At 33.2% G+C, this 18,278-nt stretch carries 20 protein-coding genes; 7 read left to right on the forward strand and 13 right to left on the reverse strand.

Features of this window, described 5'->3' with window-relative positions:
- Positions 1-25: 25 nt before the first annotated feature.
- Complete coding sequence (locus KFE69_01445; GenBank protein ID UTW42833.1) at positions 26-667, reverse strand: phosphatase PAP2 family protein; 642 nt, start codon at positions 665-667, stop codon at positions 26-28.
- Between the two features lie 106 nt (positions 668-773).
- Between KFE69_01445 and ampD the strand changes: the two genes are divergently transcribed.
- From ampD to KFE69_01460, 3 genes are all read left to right on the forward strand, one after another.
- Complete coding sequence (gene ampD, locus KFE69_01450) at positions 774-1,316, forward strand: 1,6-anhydro-N-acetylmuramyl-L-alanine amidase AmpD (GenBank protein ID UTW43941.1); 543 nt, start codon at positions 774-776, stop codon at positions 1,314-1,316.
- Entirely contained in the window at positions 1,313-2,161 is an 849-nt protein-coding gene (locus KFE69_01455) for an ABC transporter substrate-binding protein (protein ID UTW42834.1), read from the forward strand. The genes ampD and KFE69_01455 overlap by 4 nt, the downstream gene beginning before the upstream one ends.
- Before the next feature lie 76 nt (positions 2,162-2,237).
- Positions 2,238-3,506 (forward strand): MFS transporter, encoded by a 1,269-nt coding sequence (locus KFE69_01460; GenBank protein ID UTW42835.1) that lies wholly within the window; start codon positions 2,238-2,240, stop codon positions 3,504-3,506.
- Here KFE69_01460 and rpiA read toward each other — a convergent pair.
- The 12 genes from rpiA to KFE69_01520 all read right to left on the reverse strand — a co-directional run bounded on the left by rpiA (position 3,503) and on the right by KFE69_01520 (position 12,696).
- Positions 3,503-4,162 carry a ribose-5-phosphate isomerase RpiA gene (gene rpiA, locus KFE69_01465; protein UTW42836.1) on the reverse strand — a complete coding sequence of 220 codons (660 nt, stop codon included), beginning with the start codon at positions 4,160-4,162 and terminating at the stop codon, positions 3,503-3,505. The genes KFE69_01460 and rpiA overlap by 4 nt on opposite strands.
- 69 nt (positions 4,163-4,231) lie before the next feature.
- The gene (locus tag KFE69_01470; protein UTW42837.1) at positions 4,232-5,284 is read right to left on the reverse strand and encodes an alpha/beta fold hydrolase; all 1,053 of its coding nucleotides are present in this window, start codon (positions 5,282-5,284) and stop codon (positions 4,232-4,234) included.
- 111 nt (positions 5,285-5,395) lie between these two features.
- A complete protein-coding gene (locus KFE69_01475; GenBank protein ID UTW42838.1) occupies positions 5,396-6,787 on the reverse strand; it encodes a hypothetical protein in 1,392 nt (463 codons plus the stop codon).
- 202 nt (positions 6,788-6,989) lie between these two features.
- Positions 6,990-7,403: a hypothetical protein gene (locus KFE69_01480; protein UTW42839.1), complete on the reverse strand. Its 414-nt coding sequence runs from the start codon at positions 7,401-7,403 to the stop codon at positions 6,990-6,992.
- Positions 7,404-7,562: 159 nt separating this feature from the next.
- Entirely contained in the window at positions 7,563-7,994 is a 432-nt protein-coding gene (locus tag KFE69_01485) for a hypothetical protein (protein UTW42840.1), read from the reverse strand.
- Between the two features lie 20 nt (positions 7,995-8,014).
- The gene (murA, locus tag KFE69_01490) at positions 8,015-9,331 is read right to left on the reverse strand and encodes a UDP-N-acetylglucosamine 1-carboxyvinyltransferase (GenBank protein ID UTW42841.1); all 1,317 of its coding nucleotides are present in this window, start codon (positions 9,329-9,331) and stop codon (positions 8,015-8,017) included.
- Entirely contained in the window at positions 9,324-9,575 is a 252-nt protein-coding gene (locus tag KFE69_01495) for a BolA/IbaG family iron-sulfur metabolism protein (protein UTW42842.1), read from the reverse strand. The genes murA and KFE69_01495 overlap by 8 nt, the downstream gene beginning before the upstream one ends.
- A gap of 79 nt (positions 9,576-9,654) precedes the next feature.
- Positions 9,655-9,963, reverse strand: coding sequence for an STAS domain-containing protein (locus KFE69_01500; protein UTW42843.1), 309 nt, complete (start codon positions 9,961-9,963; stop codon positions 9,655-9,657).
- A 4-nt stretch (positions 9,964-9,967) separates the two neighbouring features.
- On the reverse strand, positions 9,968-10,633 hold the full coding sequence (locus KFE69_01505; GenBank protein ID UTW42844.1) for an ABC transporter substrate-binding protein: 666 nt from the start codon (positions 10,631-10,633) through the stop codon (positions 9,968-9,970).
- Positions 10,630-11,103, reverse strand: coding sequence for an outer membrane lipid asymmetry maintenance protein MlaD (gene mlaD, locus KFE69_01510; GenBank protein ID UTW42845.1), 474 nt, complete (start codon positions 11,101-11,103; stop codon positions 10,630-10,632). Before mlaD ends, KFE69_01505 begins: the two co-directional genes overlap by 4 nt.
- Before the next feature lie 15 nt (positions 11,104-11,118).
- Positions 11,119-11,883 carry a lipid asymmetry maintenance ABC transporter permease subunit MlaE gene (gene mlaE, locus KFE69_01515; protein ID UTW42846.1) on the reverse strand — a complete coding sequence of 255 codons (765 nt, stop codon included), beginning with the start codon at positions 11,881-11,883 and terminating at the stop codon, positions 11,119-11,121.
- 6 nt (positions 11,884-11,889) lie between these two features.
- Positions 11,890-12,696 carry an ABC transporter ATP-binding protein gene (locus KFE69_01520; GenBank protein UTW42847.1) on the reverse strand — a complete coding sequence of 269 codons (807 nt, stop codon included), beginning with the start codon at positions 12,694-12,696 and terminating at the stop codon, positions 11,890-11,892.
- Between the two features lie 219 nt (positions 12,697-12,915).
- Between KFE69_01520 and KFE69_01525 the strand changes: the two genes are divergently transcribed.
- From KFE69_01525 to KFE69_01540, 4 genes are all read left to right on the forward strand, one after another.
- Positions 12,916-13,362, forward strand: coding sequence for a DUF3757 domain-containing protein (locus tag KFE69_01525; GenBank protein ID UTW42848.1), 447 nt, complete (start codon positions 12,916-12,918; stop codon positions 13,360-13,362).
- A 191-nt stretch (positions 13,363-13,553) separates the two neighbouring features.
- On the forward strand, positions 13,554-17,441 hold the full coding sequence (purL, locus tag KFE69_01530; protein ID UTW42849.1) for a phosphoribosylformylglycinamidine synthase: 3,888 nt from the start codon (positions 13,554-13,556) through the stop codon (positions 17,439-17,441).
- A 65-nt stretch (positions 17,442-17,506) separates the two neighbouring features.
- The gene (locus tag KFE69_01535; protein UTW42850.1) at positions 17,507-17,815 is read left to right on the forward strand and encodes a type II toxin-antitoxin system HigB family toxin; all 309 of its coding nucleotides are present in this window, start codon (positions 17,507-17,509) and stop codon (positions 17,813-17,815) included.
- Positions 17,812-18,249: a transcriptional regulator gene (locus KFE69_01540; GenBank protein ID UTW42851.1), complete on the forward strand. Its 438-nt coding sequence runs from the start codon at positions 17,812-17,814 to the stop codon at positions 18,247-18,249. Before KFE69_01535 ends, KFE69_01540 begins: the two co-directional genes overlap by 4 nt.
- Positions 18,250-18,278 lie beyond the last annotated feature (29 nt).

The following is an 18,278-nucleotide window of genomic DNA, read 5'->3' on the forward strand; positions in this document are numbered from 1 at the left end:
TTGCTATCCTTTGCTTGATTCATCGCTACTTAATATAACGATTTATAATAAACCACTTAACCCATAAAAAGCTAAAAATACCAATATAAGCGCCAAAAACTATATCAGAAAGGAAATGATCATTAACAATTAATCGGCTAATACAGATTATTGTTGCAATAATACATGCAAGTATTATAAAAAAGGATTTACGTGATAGATAAGCTAAAGATAGAAGACCAGCAAAGTTAGCTAATGCGTGGCCTGATGGTGTTGAATTAAAGACTTTTTTCATTGAAAAAAAATGAAAGCCATATAGATTGTGATTAAATAGCATCTCTGGGCGATAACGTGCTAAAGTATATTTCAGAATTGCACCAATTGCTAAAGCCACAAACAAGCTTAATGCGATAATTAACCATCTTGATTGTTGGGTTCTCGGTTTGTTTCTGATAAATAGCCAAGCATAATAGATAAAAATTAAGATCATTAACATTGCCCAATGCTTTGGATCAAATAGATTATCAAGCCATTGGCTAAATTGATATATTTTACTTGTATGTGCGATTTGTTGGTTAAGATAATAAGCGATTGTTTGATCAAGATAAATATAGCTAAACCAATAAAAAATAACCAGTAAAATTAGGAAGATAACTGAGCTTTTTAATGGCATTGGTGTTTTAGCCATGTATAATCCTTAACAAGGTATTGATTTTTCAATAATGACCAATCATATATTGATTTATAGGTAAAATAAAGGCATTAATGTGGCTGAAAATAGTATAAAAATGGATATTTCATTAGATCAAAATACGGGTTGGCTTAATGGTATTAAGCACAAACCATCGCCTAATTTTAACCAAAGGCCAAATAGACTAGATTTATCATTATTGGTGATCCATTGTATTAGTTTACCTGAAGGTCAATTTGGTGGCAGTGAAGTAATCGATTTTTTCCAAAATAAACTCGATATGAATCAGCATAAAAGTTTTAATTTACTTAAAGGTATGAAAGTATCTGCACACTTTTTAATTAGACGTTGTGGAGCGATTATTCAATTTGTTTCAATTTATGATCGAGCCTGGCATGCAGGTGTATCATCTTTTGAAGGTAGAGAGAATTGTAATGATTATTCCATTGGCGTTGAACTTGAAGGCACAATCGATCAATCTTATGAAAAAGCACAGTATAGCTCCTTGGTTAAACTAACTAATTTATTAATAAGTCATACTATAATTAATAAAACTAGCATTGTTGCACATAGTGATATTGCACCAAGACGCAAAAGTGATCCTGGTGAATATTTTGACTGGGGTTATTATTTAAGGTGTTTATGAGTAAGAGGCTGATTGGATTAATCCTATTATTGATTTGTATTGGGGGTTATACAACAGCTTATGCGATTAATGTAATTACACTTGCACCAAATATTACTCGTTTGATTCAGAGTATTATAGAGAAAGCGCATGAAGATAATATTAAGCCAAAGGTAAAAATTATTGCAACAGTGCATTATATTGGTGAACCAAGATCTATTCGTAATATTCCATCAATTGGAGATGCTTATCGTATTCAGTTAGAAAAAATTATATTATTAAAACCTGATTTAGTACTTGCATGGCAAGGCGGGACTAAAAAATCAGATATTGAAACATTAAAATCTTTTAAAATTCATGTTGTTGAAGTCAATGCAACATCCTTGAGATCTGTTGTTAGTTTAATTACTAAGTTAGGCGAATTAATTGGCTTAAAACCTCAAGCCGATCAAATGGCAAAAGAGTTTTTAGAAAAACTAAAACAACTAAAACCTAAAAAACCGTCACATAAGAGGGTATTTGTACAACTATCAGAATTGCCCTTATATACCATTGGTGGTAAAGGTTTTATGAATGAAATTATCTCTTACTGTGGTGGTAAAAATATTTATCAATCAGTAGCAAAAGAAGCATTTGAAGTATCGGTTGAATCAGTCGTATTAAAAAATCCAGATGTTATTTTAGTGACACAAAATTTAGTTAATGGTTCAACAAAACTTTTAACTTCAACGCTTTGGCAAAGATACCCTAAGCTTTCTGCAGTTGAGAATAAACAAATTTATGCAGTTAATTCAAATACGGTATCACAAGCTACTTTAGAGCTTTTAGATGGTGTTAAAGCGCTGTGTAAGGTTTTAAATAATTAATCAGTTAATTATACTTAAACTTAAGCTAAACTTAAAATTAAATGGATTAAAAATAAACCAGTGATGAGGTTTGATAATGAACACTAAAACGGTATGGAAAGTTGTATTTCTCTCTGGTATTGGTGGAATGTTGGAGTTTTATGATTTTATTATTTTTGCTATTTTTGCGCATCAGTTAGGCATAGTCTTTTTCCCATCAGATTCAACTAGCTTATCGACAGTATATGCTTTTGCTATTTTTGCGGCAGGTTATCTAGCAAGACCTTTAGGTGGCATTATTTTTGGTCACTTTGGTGATCGCTATGGCCGCAAAAAAACCTTTGCGATTTCAATTAGTTTAATGGCAATATCAACGTTATTAATGGGATTAATACCAGGTTATCATTTATGGGGGGTGACAGCAGTCTTATTATTTCTACTACTAAGGGTTATACAAGGATTAGCAGTTGGTGGTGAGATTCCAGGCGCAATTACATTTGTCTATGAGCATGTAAGAAAGTCCGCAAGAGTCGGGATTGGTATTTTATTTTTCTTTATTAATTGCGGTATTTTATTAGCAAGCGTTGTTTATGCTTTAATTTATCATTTATTACCCTTAGAAGTAGCAAATGAATATGGTTGGCGTATTGCATTTATATTTGGCAGCCTTTTAGCAATTGTTGGTTATTATTTGCGTAAACGCCTTGATGAGACACCTGAATTTGTGCAATTTGAAAGTCGACTACGACCAACTGTGCCGATTATTGAGTTATTTAAAAAACATAGTTTATCTGTGCTTGCGGGTAGTTGTTTGATGGTATTAATGGCAACAGTAATTAGTATGGTATTTCTGTATTTAGTGCCTTATTTACAAAATATCGGTAGTTATACTGTTATGGAAATATCACGGCTACATTTATTTGGTTTAATCATATTACCTATATTTATTCTTTTTTGGAATTTTGTTGCTGAGAAAGGCGTTAGGCAAAATAAACTCTATACATGGATTGTAGTTTGTTTTATCGTTTTATTAATTCCTTTATTCTATGAAGTTGCACATCACCGATATGAATGGATTTCATATTGTATATTAATTATATTAAGTGCTGGAATAGCTGGCTTATCACCTGTGATTTTAGCTGAAAACTATCCAGTTGAAGTGCGTTATAGTGGTGTAGCTTTTGGTTATAATATTGCTTATGCAATCTTTGGCGGTTTAACACCATTGATTGCAAGCTGGATGTATTATGCAAATATTTCTCATATTGCACCTGCTTGGTTATTAGTTATTGCAAGTGTTATTGGTTTAATCGGTCTTTCATTAGGTATTCGTTATCAAAAGTTTGCAACTAAAGTTGTTAGTTAATTTAAAGTTTTGATGCCTTGATTAGTTGCCATTAACACAGTATCTGCTGTACGGTGTGCAAATAAGCCACAACAAACAACACCAGTTAATTGTGTTAGAACAGCTTCAGTCATTTTAGGCTTACTCATCTCAAGATTATGAATATCAAGAATAATATTGCCATTATCTGTAATAAAGTTTTCACGTAATACAGGTTGGCCACCAAGTTGAATAATCGCTCTTGCAACTAGACCTCTTGCCATGGGAATAACTTCAATTGGTAATGGAAAACGACCTAATAAATCGACATATTTCGATTGATCAATAATACAGATAAATTCTTTAGCTGCTGTAGCAAGTATTTTTTCTCTGGTTAAAGCACCACCACCACCTTTGATTAACATTTTTTGGTGGTTACATTCATCAGCACCATCAATATAAAGATCAACTGAGTCAACGCTATTTAAATCTGAGACATAAAATCCATGTGCTTTAAGCTTTTCAGTCGTATCTTCAGAAGATGAAACAACTTGATTAATTTTATGTTTAATTGGTACTAAGGCTTCAATAAAATGTTTAACTGTTGATCCAGTACCAATACCAAGTGTTATATCAGGTTTAATAAAAGTAATAGCGGCCTCAGCGACTTGCTTTTTTAATGATTCGACTTGTTCCATGAGAGATCCTTTAAATTTAATCATTTATCACAGGCTATGATAACACTCTTAAAATTACAGTGTTAAGTATTATTCAAATTGATTTAAAAATTGAAGCAATTTCTGGCTTAAAGCAAAAAAATCAGGATTAAAAGCAATTCTTTTTAAATTTTTGATTTTTAATTTATTTTTTGCGCTAACAGCGCCAAAGATTAGTGGGTATGGTTTTTCATTATGATAATAATTGCCTTCGATACCATAATGTGGATCATTAATATCAATATGCATGCCAAGGTGCGAAAAATCAACGATTTGTGCTGAAAATTCACGACTATTAATAATCTTAATACGTTTATCTTCAGATTGAAAGTCATCTAAAGCAGAGTAGACTCTACAATAATTCAAAGGGTTGTTTTGATGGTTAAAATAGTTAAGTGCAACTTGGTAAGATGTGGTTTCATCTTCTGTTGATATGATCATAAAAATCGGTTGTTTTAATGTTTTTTTTAATTGTTGCTTGGTTTTTTTTATGTGTTTTACAATTTCTGCTGCTGCTTGCATGGGAAATTCATTATAGCTAAATTTATCACTGCCACAGAGTGATTTAACATGCGTAAATGGTTTTACTGGGATAACTTTACTAATCGGGCTAATAAACGGAGGTAATGATGAAACCCAAGGTGTATTTAGACCAAAAGCAGGTGCAAATAGTGTAATACTTTGAATAACATCTGGATATTTTAAGGCAGTTAGCATTGAAAGTAGCCCACCATAGGAATGGCCTATTAAATGAATGCGTGAATATTTAGATGCTGCTTGTGTGATTAGATGATCGATTTGATCAAGCCAGCTTAGGTATGGAATATTTAATAATTCATTCGGTGTTGTCCCATGGCCAAGTAATAAAGGAGCAAAACAATGATACCCTTGCTCATTGAGTTGATAGGCAAGTGAGCGCATGGCATAAGCAGATGAAGAAAAACCATGTGTTAATATTACCAGTGGTTTTTGATATTCTCCTTTGAGAAAAAAAGGGCTATTATCAATATGAGAAGCTTGCTTAACATGTTGACGTGTCAGTGTAATATAATCACTTAAATTTAGTGATTTGACTTGGTCGATATGATGTTGATACTTATTCATAGTAAGTCAAGCAAAGATTATTATTGTTATTAGTATAATATAACCATAGCAGCTAAATTTTAATTGGCAATATTTAAGTGATGCAAATTAATAGCATATATTTTATTTAAATTATAGTGTGTTAACTTGTATTTGATCCATTTGCGCTTGATTCTGATTAATAAAAGTATCAAATGTGTGAAAATGTTGTGGTGTCTCAGATACCTTAAAAGAAGGCTTAGGCCTAACAAGTCCAAGATCTTGCCTTGCTTGAGTTAACCTGTCTGAAACAGCAACATAAGAATGAGCTAATTTATCACTATTTCGTGACCCCCAACGTTTGTGGCTTATAACGCGTTCTAGTTGGTTAAGTTTATTTTTTAAGTTATTACCATCTAAAGTAGCGTTAGGCATTTGATAAATTTCATCCATTACCACTTTAATTGCTTTTGCTTTTTTTTCACTCCAGTAGCCAATATTACCACCTTTTCTAGCTTTCATGTCATCAATAGCTGCTTGTCCAATATCAATAAGTTCATTTTTAATACCTTCTAGTTGAAGATTATCGTTTATAATATTGTCATAGGCAGGGTTAGTTGTGTTAATCGTGACTTTTTCGGCATCTATATTAGTTGCATAGTTTAGTGTAATTCCTTTACCAGTTGCATTATCTAAATTGTGAGAATTTGGATATCTTTGTGCACCAGCAGAGTCATGGCCATGAATATGGTATAGTGTTTTACTAACATCAGCTGTATCTAAAGATTGTAGAAAATGACCATGGCCACAATCTCTATTCCAAATAAGTTGGTACTCTAGTGAATTTTGGTCAATATTTCTGATTGATCCATCTGCTATTTTATCAGAAAAGCTTTTATTAATATCAATAGCTTTATCTACTACTGAATCATAATATGGAGCTTGTTGATTTATCTGATCAATTATATTTCTGTTAAGTGGTGCATGGGTTGCAACAACTGGATTATCATTAGGATCAAATTTAACTGAAACAAGTTTTAACTTAGCTAAATAATTATCTAACATTTGCCCAAGTAGCGGTTGTTGAATATCTTGATCAATTAAAGTTTGTCTAAAATTGGTTAAAGATTTGGCTTGATCTTGATGAGCATCTCGATATAAATTATGTGTTATTTGGGCATAAGTTCCGTTTCTCATGTGCTGGAGATTACTGACAAATTCATGATCATGGTTAGAGTAGATAATTTCATAATCAACATTATTGTGACTCATAGTATGTAATAAATATAAGGTCATTGCATCATTTTGACCACGGTCAGCTAGGACATCACCTATATAGCATAATGATGTATTTCCTACCGCAATAGGGTCAAATTGTAATTGATCAATTAATGCGTTAAAAGCACCTACATTATTTTGATCATATGCTTGTTTTAAATTTGCATAATGGACATCTAAATTTGTAATTATACCTTCATCTTTTAAACCAATTAGCATTTTTAATGTATTGGCATGAAGGTCACCAAAGTAAGTTGTATTAGGCATTGTGCAACTCCTTCTAGTTAATATTAAATTTAAAATAATCAGATATTATATAATCATTTATTTCGGAGAGTGAAAAGGTCTTAGTGAAATAGTATTTGGCTGATATTTAGGATAAATAGATTTTATTACAATAAGTTATCAGAATGTTTATTGTAATATATTAAAGTTTGATTATTTTTTATGAAGTTTATTTTTGTTGTAGCTATAAAGAAAACTCTTTCCCATTTACTTCACTTTGTTTATCAAAAAATGTTGGTACTGAAGTTGAGGTGGTTTTATCTTTTAAGTGGCTAGGTTTATTGATTTCAACCCATTTTTGTTCATTACTAAAATAATGGATATTAACAATAGCTTGAGGACTCAGCATACTTTGGTCATTACTATCAGTTTCTAAAATAATATCTTGATAAGTATATTTTTCACCTATCTTGGCATGTGCTTTTGCCTCAGCAAATGTATCATAGGTTTTTAGGAATGTAGAGCGTGCTGGCTCTTTTAGCAAATTAAATTGGTTAAATGTATCGGCAGCAATTTGAAAGCTATTTTTTTTATTAAAAGCAGCAGATGAACTGCCTCTGTATTCATTAATTGGGCATTTAAATACAATAAATGTCATTTGAATTACCTCCTTTGTTATTCAAAAGAGAGCATCATAATTGATCTGAATTTATTTAAAAAGTAACTTTTATCGTTTACTTGAAATATTTAAAATAAAATAATAGAGAATGTAGTTGTTATTATAAAGCATGGCATCAAATAATTTTGTAATGATTTTTTATGAATGTTTGATCATCTCAATCAGTGCTAAGATAACTAAGACGGTTAAGAAACTATTGGCAATTAAAAAAGCACTGAGTCTGTGCGTAAATCGATTATAGGTTAAATAGATTAATGAGTGAATCAATGTTGCTGCAACATAAAGCCAACTTAAAATTAAAAATAAATAATCTTCAATATGAAGATAAATTAATAAAATAATGGTGATATAAAATAAAATTGGTAGTCTACATAAATCTTGAAAATGGTAGGCCGTTGTTTTTGCATGATGGCTTTCACTTTCTGCTCTGGCATATTCCAATTCATTTAAATCAGTAATTGGTAAAGAGCCATCACGAATCGCTTGTACTTTTGAGAAAAGACTAATAAATAAGCTGATTAGCGTTAAAATCATTAATACAAATACTGGATATAGTAATAGTTGTTGCATCAATTTGAATTATCTCTTACTTAGCTTGCATATAATGTAGTTCTAGCAAAGGTTTCACACTTAGGCAATGAACTTGTTGCTATTCGTTTAATATTTGCACCAAGAGATTGAAGTTTTTTATCAAATTGACTATAACCACGGTCAAGGTAATTAATATGATGAATATAGCTTTCGCCTTCTGCAACTAATCCAGCAATTGTAAGACAAGCTGAAGCCCTTAAATCAGTTGCAGTGACTTCAGATGCATATAGTTTACTATGACCTTGACAAAATACATGATTACTTGAAATATTAAGATTAGCATTCATTTGATTTAACGCATTAACGTGATGAAAGCGGTTATCAAATATGTTTTCAGTAATTGTGCTTTGTCCTTTTGCAAGGCTATGTAATAGCATTGTTGGTGCTTGTAAATCGGTTGAAAAGCCAGGGTAGGCTTGAGTTGTTAAATTGATGCCAATCAATTCATTAAGACTTGGGTATATCTTAATTTTAGATTTTGCAGTGCTGATTTTTGCACCCATTTGTCTGAAGTGGTTTAATTCAGTCGTTAGTAATTTAGGATTAGTGTTTGTTAGTTCAACTAAGCTATTCGTTGCAAGCGCACTGATAAGATAAGTGCCTGTTTCAATTCTGTCAGGAATGATTGTATGGCATGCGCTATGAAGTTTTGGAACACCACTGATTTGTATTTTAGATGTACCAGAACCTTTTATTTTAGCACCCATAGCATTTAATAGTTTACATAAGTCAATAACTTCAGGCTCTTTGGCTGCATTTTTTATTGTGGTAATACCTTCAGCAATTGTTGCTGCCATAATAACATTCTCAGTTCCTGTTACAGTAGGCATGGTAAATCTAATATCTGCACCATGTAGTTTCGTTGATTTTTTTTTGGCATAAACAATGCCATTATTAATATGAAATTCAGCACCCATTAAGCTCAATGCTTGTAAATGTTGATCAATAGGGCGTAAGCCTATATTACAACCACCAGGTAGACAAATGGCAACTTCACCAAGACGGCTTAGTAGGGGACCTAAAAATAAAACAGAAGCACGCATTGCCTTAGCTTCTGCAAAGTCAATAATTTGTTGTTTAATCGTGTTAGCTGTTAAGGTAGTTGTCTCATTTGTCTCAGTCAGATGAACACCTAATTGTTTTAGAATTAATTTAAAATGCTCAACATCTGTTAAAGATGGCACATTACAAAGCATAACACTTTGCTCTGTTAATAAGCTTGCAGCAAGTAAGGGTAAGGCTGCGTTTTTTGCGCCTGAAATTTTTACTGTGCCTTCTAAGGTGTTGCCACCTGAAATTATCAATGTATCATTCATTGTTTAGTGCATGCCATTGCTTTGGGGTATAAGTTTTTAATGCGATTGCGTGAATCTCTCCACTTCTAATATAGTCGTTTAAGACTTGATATACCAGTTGTTGTTGCTTGACTTTACTGAGTATTTTTTCAAAAGCATCACTAATGACAATGGCTTCAAAATGGACATTATCATCTGATTGTACCAGTGCTTGTGAGTGATCAATGGCCGTTTCAATAAGTTCTTTAAGTTTGATTGCATCCATTTGAGTTAATCCAATTATTTGTGGTTTTATGGTATTATTCAAATTGGATTGCAAGTTTGCAAGGATTATGTCAAAAAATTTACACTAGAAGGTTATAAACACCTTGAACTTTTGCAAGTTCAGATGCTTTTGGGTTGGTGCTTAAGCCAGTGATTTTTAATGTTAGGTTGTGTTTCATAGCTAATGATTTCTGTAGTAACAACCAACTTAAACCAGCGCTATCAATGGCTTTGATCATATTAATATCAATAACCCAAGTGCATATATTTTTATTAAATTCTCCATAAAGTGTTAAGGCTTTTTGTTCAATTGGCATAACGCTATCAAAGCATAACGAATCATTTATCTGCCAAGTGATTGTTTGTTCATTCCTCTGAATGTCAATCATGGTTTTAGGCGCCTTTAGCATTCATTTGAGTTAAGCGCGTGATTAATTGCGACATACTTGTTGCTTGTTGGAATTGTTCACGGTAGTTATTTAGAATACTCACACCACCAACAACAATATCATAAGTTTTCCAAGTATTATCACTGCGAATCATTTTAATTTCCAATGGTGAAGCATTATTATTGGTTTTATTAACAATTTCTCCTTTGACGGTAATATATTGTTTGTTTTTAATTGAATCAGGTGAAATTGGTGTGATTTTTAATTCATAATTACCAACTTTAGTGACGGTTTTGGCATAAAAGCGTGCTAATAATGTAATAAATTGATCAATAAATTCTTTTTTCTCTTTTGCTGATGCACTACGCCATTTAATACCAACAGCATATCCTGCCATAACATCTTCATCAACATAAGGGATAAAATATTGATTAACTAAATGTACAAGAATTTGTGGATTTTTTTCAATTTCTTGTGACTGCTGACTGACAAGTTCTTGAAGTTTGCCAAATGAGCCTTGAATAATTGAAACAGGGTTGTTTGGGTTGATCGCTGTTGCATTCGTTTGGTTATCAACGACCGTTGTTGTTTTTGTTGTATGTTCGGCATAGTTAACTGAAATTAAACCCATAGTTAATATAGGAGCGATAATTAATTTTAAATATCTCATTTTTCTTTATCTCCACTAGATGATACGAATGTGTTAATTAATGATGTAAAATCAATTGCAGGATATGTAGTAACGATGCGATCTCCATTTTTTAGATTGCCTGGTGAAAAGCCAGGTGCGATACCGATATAACTTTCACCTAATAAACCACTGGTTTGAATGCCTGCAGATGAATTTTCTGGGATTTGCTGAAACTGAGTATTAATTTTCATTGTCACAACTGCAGCGAAGGTTGTAGGGTTAAGAGAAATATTAGAGACAGTACCTACTTGTACACCAGCTATACGTACAGCTGCATTGGGCTTTAGTGCGCCAATATTGGTAAAATCAGCTGTTACTGTATAGGTTTTTTGACCTGTAATATCTTTAAAGCCAAGACCACTGACTTTCATTGCAAGAAAAATTAATGCAACAATTGCGATAATGACAAATAAACCAACCGCCATTTCATAAGATTTTTTATACATCATAAAACCCTTAATTTATTATTTAAACATCATGGCTGTTAATAAGAAGTCTAGCCCTAAAACTAATAAAGAGGAGTAGACAACTGTTTTAGTGGTGGCTTTTGCAATGCCTTGAGAATTAGCTTGGCAAAAATAACCTTGATAAATACTAACCCAAGTAACAGCAAAACCAAATACAATACTCTTAATAATGCCAGTGACAATATCATCAAAAAATAAAACAGATGATTGCATATTACCCCAATAAGTACCGCTATAAACACCAAGTAAGCCAACACATACCCAGTAACCAGATAATACAGCAACAGCACAAAAAATAATATTCAGTAAGGGCATTGCAATTTGACCACCCCAAAATCGTGGCGCAATAATATAGCGAATTGGGTCAACGCCCATCATCGTTAAGCTTGAGAGTTGTTCAGTAGCTTTCATAAGACCAATTTCTGATGTTAAGGCACTGCCTGCTCGTCCTGCAAATAAAAGTGCTGTCACTACAGGGCCTAATTCGCGTAAAACACTTAATGCAACCATAGGACCTACTGCAGATTCCGCACTAAATTTAGTTAAAGTATAGTAACCTTGTAAGCCTAAAACAAAACCAATAAAGATAGCTGAGACAACAATAATGGTTAATGAGTTAAAACCAGTTGCATAAATTTGCTGAATACTTTGGCGTATCTTTACTGGTCCAAAAATACTCTGTAATAAAAATAAAAACGCCTCGCCCAGTGCTTGAGTTTTATTTAGAAAATAGCGCCCTATTGATTGGGTAAAGTTAATCATTACTCTTTAGTCCTTAAGCTCTATTAACTCTTTAAATGAAGCACCAGGATAATGGAAGGCAACTGGCCCATCGATATTACCATTTAAAAATTGTTTTACAAATGCTGAGTCAGATGACCTTATTTCATCAGGGCTACCACAGCCCATAATTGACTTATTTGCTGTGACAATTACATAATCTGCAATACTTAGTGCTTCATCAATATCGTGGGATACGACAATAGATGTCATATCAAGAGCATCATTAAGTGTTTTAATTAATTTTAAAATAACGTGAAAAGAGATAGGGTCCTGGCCAGTAAATGGCTCATCATAAAGCATAATATCAGGATCAAGTGCAATGGCTCTTGCTAAAGCAACACGCCTTGCCATACCACCTGAAAGTTCACTGGGCATTAATTGATAAGTATTACGTAAACCAACAGCTTCAAGTTTCATTAAAACAATATTTTTAATGATTGCTTCAGAAAGATTTGTATTTTGACGTAAGGGGAAAGCGACATTATCATAAACAGACATTTGGGTAAATAAAGCACCCGACTGGAATAAAACCCCCATACGTTGTCTTAGCGCCATTAGTTGTTTGCGTTTAATTTGATTAATGTTTTTATCAAATACACAAATAGACCCTGTTTGAGGACGTATCAAGCCACCAATTAAGTGTAACGTGGTTGTTTTTCCACAGCCGCTTGGCCCTAATATAACTGTAATTTTTCCCTTTGGAATTTGAAAGCTAATTTGCTTAAAGATCGTGCGACTACCTCGGTAGAAGTCAACATTCTCAAATGTGATAACCGACAAGTTAAGACCCACTTAATAAACGTTGTCATTAAAATTGTAGTTATCATAGCGAATTTTATGCTAAATGGCTACTTATGATCATTCAAGTTACATAGGCAATAAAACACATAGGGATAAAAAAGATATATTTTAAATAAAAAGGCAATATTTTGTATTTTTGGTATACTTAATTTAAGGTAAGGGGAAATACAAGTATAACAAAACTAGGGTGCAGAATGAGGTAGTCATAAGATGATAAAGAAGCTATTTGTCATAACAGTTGTATGTTTGCCTGTCACAGGCTTTGCAGATGGCTTTATTCAATACCCTGTTTCATATCATTGCCCAGCATTTAATCAAGTAGCGATTCAAAGAGATGGCTCTTTTGAAGCAACAACCTATATCAATGGTTTATCAATCCAGTGGCAAGGGGCTGCTATTCATCGTTCTGTAGGTGTCAAAGCACTTAAATTTAAAAAAGCAGTACTAGCCTGTGATGGTGATGCTAAGACTTGTTTGATTTTCTGTGATTATACAGCAAGTGGCGGTGATAATAATATTATTCGTTTAACCATGTCTAAACTGAATTTTTCCTATCATAAAGCGATGTCTGGAGGCTATGGCGAATACTGGAAGAATAATCAATGTATTCGTACTCAGAACAAAGACTGTGTATTTCAAATTGTTGAAGGATATTAAATCTAAAGGATATTTTTAAATCTTACAAACACAATAGTTGTCGCTTAAAGATATTTTTAGTACAGTAGCACTCAAAGTAATAGCTAGTACTGATATATTTTTATGCTCTTTAGATACTTGGAAAAATCGACTTTGATTCAAGTAAATTTTATATCCTTTAATCATTTAAACATTAAAGCTGGAGATATTAAATGATGCAAACTTTTTATGGTAATGGTGCGTTATCAAATTTTGATCAATCACGTTATTTAACGCAATTGCAACAAATTGATCAGCGTATTGATGCGATCAATGCAGAATATGTCCATTTTGTCGATATTAAAAGTGACTTAACAACAGATGAAACTAAAAAGCTTAAAGCTTTATTAAGTTATGGAGCAAATAAACCACTTGAAAATAGAGATGGTCAATTAATTTTAGTTCTACCTAGATTAGGTAGCATTTCACCATGGTCATCAAAAGCAACAGAGATTATGCATAATTGTGGATTGTCATCAATTAATCGCATAGAGCGCGGTATGATTTATTATATTCAGAGTAATCAACATTTGGATGAAGCTTCTTTAAAGTTAATTACTAATTGTTTATATGACCGAATGACTGAAGCTTACTATTTTCAACTTGATCAAATAGCATTATTTGAATCTTTAGAGCAGCGTTGTCAAATGAAAACAATCGATATGCTTAGTCAAGGTAAAATAGCATTAGTTAATATCAACCAAAGTTTAGGTTTAGCATTATCAGAGGATGAGGTTGACTATTTATATGATAATTACATCGAACTTAATCGTAATCCAACTGATGTAGAGTTAATGATGTTTGCACAGGCAAACTCAGAACACTGTCGACATAAAATTTTTAAAGCCGATTGGTCAATTGATGGACATAAGCAAGATAAAAGTTTATTTCAGATGATCCAAAATACTTATCAGCACCATAGTGATGGTGTGTTATCTGCTTATACGGATAACTCAGCAGTGATTGAAGGTTATACAAATAAGTGGCTATTGAAAAATCAAAATGACCATACTTATGAGTTATCAGAAGAGCCTATGCACATTCAAATGAAAGTAGAAACACATAACCATCCAACTGCGATTTCTCCTTATCCAGGTGCTGCTACAGGATCTGGTGGTGAAATTAGAGATGAAGTTGCCACAGGTCGTGGTGCAAAAATGAAAGCAGGTTTAACTGGTTATACCGTGTCGAATCTTAATATACCAGCGATACTAGAACCGTGGGAATTTAACTATGGTAAACCAAATCGCATTGCTTCAGCTTTAGATATTATGATTGAAGCACCACTAGGAGGTGCTGCATTTAATAATGAATATGGAAGAGCAAATCTATGTGGTTATTTTCGCACTTTTGAACAAGTAGTTGATGGTCAAGTTAGAGGTTATCATAAGCCGATTATGATTGCTGGAGGCTATGGTAATATTAGAGCTTCTCAAGTGAATAAAAATCAAATTCCTCCAGGTGCTAAACTGATCGTTTTAGGTGGTCCTGGCATGCTCATTGGTTTAGGTGGAGGTGCTGCATCTTCTGTATCATCTGGCCAAATAAATGAGGGCTTAGATTTTGCCTCAGTCCAACGTGATAACCCTGAAATGCAAAGGCGTGCCTATGAAGTCATTGAGTCTTGTTTTAATATGGGAGAAGATAATCCAATTATTAGTGTCCATGATGTTGGTGCTGGTGGTTTATCTAATGCATTGCCTGAGCTCGTTGCAGACTGCCAACGTGGCGCTTATTTTGACTTAAATGCAATTGCTATATCAGATCCATCAATGTCACCGTTAGAGATTTGGGCAAATGAATCACAAGAGCGTTTCGTATTAGCAATCTTACCAGAGCATTTAGCATTATTTGAATCCATTGCACAACGTGAACGTTGTCCATTTAGTGTTGTTGGTGAAGCAACAGAAGCTGAAATAATTATCTTAGAAGATACAGTCAATCAAATAAAGGTTATTGATTTGCCATTGTCAGTTTTATTAGGTAAGCCACCAAAAATAACAAAAGATGTCCTAACAAAGCCTTATCTGAAAACACAGTGGGACTACCAGTTAATTGATATAGAAGAAGCAACTTTTCGTGTATTAGCATTACCTTCAGTTGCAGATAAAAGCTTTTTAATTACCATTGGTGATCGTAGCGTAGGTGGAATGACTGTGCGCGATCAAATGGTTGGTCCATGGCAAGTGCCAGTTGCAGATGTTGCTGTAACTGCTAGTGGTTATACAGGCGTTACAGGTGAGGCGATGGCAATGGGTGAGCGACCGACCTTAGCTTTAATGAATCCAAAGGCAGCAGCCCGTATTACAATTGGTGAGGCGATTACGAATATAGTAGCTGCACCTATTGAACATCTGTCAGATATTAAACTTTCAGCAAATTGGATGGCTGCTTGTGGCTATGAAGGTGAAGATGCCAATCTTTTTGAAATGGTAAAAACAGTGGGGTTAGAGTTTTGTCCTGAATTAGACTTAACGATTCCTGTTGGTAAGGATTCGCTTTCTATGCAAAGTCGATGGCAAGATGAAAAGGGAGAAGAAAAATCAGTTGTCTCTCCTGTGTCTTTAATTATTACAGCGTTTAGTCCAGTGATTGATGTTAGAAAAACATTAACACCTCAATTGGCGCTAGATACAGCCAGTGAGACTCGCTTAGTGTTTATTGATTTAAGTAATGGAAAGAATCGCTTGGGTGGTTCAGCGCTGGCACAAGTTTACAATCAATTAGGTGAGGATACACCAGATATTGAAACAGAAACATTAAAAAACTTTTTCACAGCAATTCAATTATTAAATCATAATAGAAAAATATTAGCCTATCATGATCGTTCAGATGGTGGTTTGATTGCAACCTTAGCAGAAATGATGTTTGCATCTCGGTGCGGAATGGATATTCATTTAGATGCTTTAGGTGATGAGCCTGTAAGTGTTTTATTTAATGAAGAGTTAGGTGCAGTCATTCAAATTAAGCATAATGACCGTGATCATATATTAGATACTTTGCATTCATTTAAGTTAAATGCACATATTATCGGTGGAATTCATAAAGAAGAAGTATTACGTATTGAGCATGATTTAGATATAATTCTAGAAGTAAGGCGTGCACAACTACAAAAAGCTTGGTCAAAAGTAAGCTTTAATATTCAATCCTTAAGAGATCATAGCCAATGTGCTTATGAAGCTTATGAGCGTATTACAGATGAAAATGATCATGGTTTGTTTGTTTTTTCAAGCTGTGACTTGGAAGAAAATTTAGCTTCGCCTTATCTAAATTTAGATGCAAAACCTAAAGTTGCTGTATTAAGAGAACAAGGTGTTAATAGTCATAATGAAATGGCTGCTGCTTTTTATCTAAATGGTTTTGAGGCTGTTGATGTTCATATGAGTGATTTAATTGCTGGAAGAATCAATTTAAAAGAAATGAAGGGATTAGTTGCTTGTGGTGGTTTTTCTTATGGTGATGTCTTAGGTGCTGGTGGTGGTTGGGCAAAATCAATTCTATTTAATGATCAACTGTCTAATCAATTTCAAGCGTTTTTTGAAAGGGAAGATACTTTTAGTTTAGGTGTTTGTAATGGTTGTCAAATGTTTTCAGAGATTAAATCATTAATTCCAGGTGCAGCGCATTGGCCTGATTTTATACGTAACTTCTCTGAGCAGTACGAAGCAAGATTAGTCATGGTTGAAGTGATGGATTCAAACTCGCTGTTATTTAGAGGCTTAAAGGGTTGTAAAATACCAATTGTTGTGTCTCATGGCGAAGGTCGAGCGCGCTTTGAAAACGAAAATGATTTGCAAACGCTATTAACTGATAAGCATGTTGTACTTAGATATGTTGATTATGATGGAAAAATTGCAACTAAATACCCTGCCAATCCTAATGGCTCACCTGAAGGGGTTACAGCATTTACCACAGAAAGTGGCCGTCATACGATTATGATGCCACATCCAGAGCGTGTTTTTAGAACCATGCAATTATCATGGCATCCAAATGTTTGGAAAAAACATCAGTATTCACCATGGATGAAGTTATTTGCTAATGCTAGGGTTTGGGTGGATTAAGCAATTTGCAAAATATTTCAAATTGAAATATAATTATATTTAAAGTAGCAATAATTAAGCAATATATGCATATCATATCAAAGGGGAAGCTCAGAGAATATTATCGCGACAATACTCAAAGTAAGCTTCCTTTAATTGAGTGGTATGAAAAAATGAAACTTTGCACAGCTAAAAATTTGACAGAATTACGAGAAATTTTTAATAGTGTAGATTATGTTTCAGGTTATACAGTGTTTAATATTGGTGGTAATAATTATCGTTTGATTACATCTATACACTATAACCGTAAGAAATGTTATGTAAGAGTAGTGTGGACGCACACTGAGTATAGTCGATATGAAAATCAAGATAAACTTAGGCGAGGTCAGCTATGATAAAAGAAAAAAAAATTAATGACCTAACTTGTTGGAATGAAGATATTATTGATGTTGAATTGCCAGCTTATGCATTAAAAATACCTAAAAATGACTTAGAGTATCAGATGCTTGAAGGATTGCTTGATCGTTTAATTGATATTGTTAAAGATGATGAAAATCACTTTTTAGCAGATGTAATGGAAATTATTGGTGATCACCTTGAAGCATATGATGATAGGCACTATCAAGCACTTGAGGATGATGTAACACCAGTTGAACTAGTTCAGTATCTAATGCAAATAAATAATTTAAAACAAAAAGATTTGGTTGCTATTTTTGGTAGTCAAGGGAATGTTTCATCGTTTTTAAATGGTAGAAGAAAATTAAGTCCAAGTCAGATAAAAGCTTTAAGAGATCGATTTCATATAAGTGCAGATTGTTTGATTGAATAAATATTTATAGTATTGTTTAGAAACTTTGC

Source organism: bacterium SCSIO 12844, from assembly GCA_024397935.1.
Lineage (GTDB): Bacteria > Pseudomonadota > Gammaproteobacteria > Francisellales > Francisellaceae > M0027.